The 2,554-nt window shown below is 73.6% G+C and carries 2 protein-coding genes and 1 pseudogene; 2 read left to right on the plus strand and 1 reads right to left on the minus strand.

The window, feature by feature from the left end:
* The first annotated feature begins 132 nt into the window (after positions 1–132).
* On the plus strand, positions 133–1,065 hold the full coding sequence (locus ACFU53_RS47670; RefSeq protein ID WP_384006828.1) for an oxidoreductase: 933 nt from the start codon (positions 133–135) through the stop codon (positions 1,063–1,065).
* Between the two features lie 104 nt (positions 1,066–1,169).
* Here ACFU53_RS47670 and ACFU53_RS47675 read toward each other — a convergent pair whose 3' ends face one another.
* Positions 1,170–1,847 carry an ArsR/SmtB family transcription factor gene (locus tag ACFU53_RS47675; RefSeq protein ID WP_384006831.1) on the minus strand — a complete coding sequence of 226 codons (678 nt, stop codon included), beginning with the start codon at positions 1,845–1,847 and terminating at the stop codon, positions 1,170–1,172.
* Between the two features lie 65 nt (positions 1,848–1,912).
* On the opposite strand from ACFU53_RS47675, the pseudogene ACFU53_RS47680 reads away from it, so the two are divergent.
* Positions 1,913–2,554: pseudogene (locus ACFU53_RS47680) on the plus strand (hypothetical protein); the annotation flags it as partial.

A 2,554-nucleotide genomic window follows, 5' to 3' on the forward strand; every position in this document is an offset into this window, starting at 1 on the left:
GGGGCGCGGGTTTTCAGGGGCGCGGGGAACTGCGCGACATGCCGCCACCCACCCGCAGACGACACACCTCCCGCAACACCCTCGGCGGGTCTACGCTTAAACGGCTCAGAAGCGTTTCGGGAAGGTGGCGTCATGGCGGGCTGGAACGTGCGCGACATCCCCGATCAGCGCGGCCGTGCCGCTGTCGTGACCGGTGCCAACAGCGGCATCGGATATGTCGCCGCCCGGGAACTCGCCCGTCGTGGCGCCCATGTCGTCCTCGCCTGTCGGGGTGCGGAGCGAGGCGCCGCGGCGCTGGGACGGATGAGTTCCGAAGTCCCGGACGGGAGCGTTGAGTTGATACGGCTCGACCTCGGGGACCTGGCCTCCGTACGGGACTTCGCGGAGGCGTACCGGCACGCGAGCGACCGGCTGGATCTGCTCGTCAACAACGCGGGTGTGATGGCCGTGGCGCAGGGCCGCACGGCCGACGGCTTCGAGACACAGTTCGGGACCAACCACCTGGGCCACTTTGCCCTCACCGGGCTGCTGCTGCCGATGCTCCTGGCCACGCCCGGCGCCCGCGTCGTGACCGTCTCCAGCAGCATGCACATGAGGGCGAACATCGACATCGACGACCTCAACGCCGAGCGGAAGTACGGGCGTTGGCTCGCCTACGGCCGCTCCAAGACCGCCAATCTGCTCTTCACCCACGAGCTGGCCCGGCGGCTGGCCGCCAACGGCTCGGAGATCGTCGCGGCGGCCGCGCACCCCGGCTACGCGGCGACCAACCTCCAGACGGCCGGCCCCACCGCCGAGGGCCGCAAGGGCGTCGAGCGCTTCATGCGCGTCGGCAACCGCATATTCGCCCAGTCCGCCGAAGCCGGTGCCCTGCCCACGCTGTACGCGGCGACCGCCCCCGGCGTACTTCCCGACTCCTTCATCGGCCCGTCCTTCGCGATGTGGCGCGGCGCTCCGGGACCGTCCAGCCGAGCGCCCTGGACCCTCAACGACCAGGCGGGCGAACGCCTTTGGGCCGCCTCGGAGCGACTCACCGGGGTCACGTACGACGAGCTGAAGACCTGACGCACGGCCACGACCGCGCCCTTGTCCTCTGTCCTCCGCGCCCTTGTCCTCCGTGCCCTCGCCCTCCGCGCCCTCAGCGCACCCCGCCGTCGCCTCGGCCTCTCCTACCCGACCCTCATCCCCAGCAGTTCCCGGAACGCCTCGCTCCCGGCCGGGGTCACCTTCACCGCGCGGCCGGAGCCGACCCGGCGTACCCACTGTCGCTCCATGGCGGCGGCGTACAGGGCCGCTCCCAGGGCCCCGGCCAGGTGCGGTCGGCGTTCCGTCCGGTCCAGACAGCTCCGTACCAAGGGACGTCGGGTGTCCTCGGGGTGCCGGTAGGCCAACGTTTCGGCCAGCCAGTTCCGGCCCGCCGGGGTGACGGACAGCCCCGAGTCGGCGGCGACCAGGTCGCGGGCGATCATCGCGTCGGCCAGGGCCACGCCCAGTCGCCCCGCCAGGTGGTCGTAGCAGGTGCGGGCCCTGGCCTCGGCGTCGAGCCGTACCGAGTGGCTCAGGTTGCGTGGGCGGGTGGCGTCCGGGGCGTACGAGGCGAGGGCTTCGATCAGGGCGGCCGCCTCCGGGCCGGCGAGCCGGACATAGCGGTGCCTGCCCTGGCGCTCCTCGGCGAGCAGCCCGCCCTCGACGAGGCGGGTGAGCTGCTCGCTGGCGGTGGAGGCACGCACTCCCGCGTGCCGGGCGAGCTCGCCCGCGGTCCAGGCACGGCCGTCGAGCAGGGCCAGGCAGAAGGCGGCCCGGGTACGGTCGGCGAGCAGGCCGGCGGTCTCGGCGAGCGGGGACATGCCGCCATGATGCCGCGAGGACGGTTCGGGCGGCGCCGAACTGTTCCGGCCCCAGCATCGGGACCATGACGCACCTGACGCACCTGACGCGTACGACGCATCGGCTCGACCGCTACGCGGATGTGCGGGCGGCGCTCGCCGACCCGGCCCTCGTCCCTGAACCGCCCGCCGCGTACGAGGGGCCGGCCGCGGGCATCGCCTGGTTGCGTGCCACCGTGGCCCGGTTCAGCTCCGGGGAGCCGCACCGTCGGCGCCGGGCTCTGGTCGAGGCGGAACTCGCCCGGCTGGATCCCGTCTCCCTGCGGCGGGCGGCAGCCACCGAGCCGGAGGGAGAGGTGCGGACCCAGGTCGTACGCACCCTCGCCGAAGCACTGGGGATGCCCGAGCCGGAAGCGGTGGCAGAGGCGGTGATCGTGATCGCCGGGGCCTATTTCGGGGGCGACGACACAGCGGCGCACATGGCGGCGCGGGCTGCGGGTGAGGCGGCGGCGGGCACACCGCCGGGGGCGGCAGCAGAGGCAGCGGACGAGGTGGCAGCGTCGGACACGGCCGCAGGCACAGCGGCGGACGCGGCGGACCAGGTGCCCCGCGTGGCGGAGGATCGGGCGTCCTGCGTGGCGGAGGATCGGGCGTCCTGCGTGGCGGAGGATCGGGCGTCCTGCGTGGCGGAGGATCGGGCGTCCTGCGTGGCGGAGGATCGGGCGTCC

It is taken from the genome of Streptomyces sp. NPDC057474 (assembly GCF_042802555.1).
Taxonomy (GTDB): Bacteria; Actinomycetota; Actinomycetes; order Streptomycetales; family Streptomycetaceae; genus Streptomyces.

Coding starts and splice junctions, on each gene's coding strand:
- ACFU53_RS47670 (WP_384006828.1), top strand. CDS start 133: ATGGCGGGCTGGAACGTGCGCGACATCCCCGATCAGCGCGGCCGTGCC.
- ACFU53_RS47675 (WP_384006831.1), bottom strand. CDS start 1,847: ATGTCCCCGCTCGCCGAGACCGCCGGCCTGCTCGCCGACCGTACCCGG.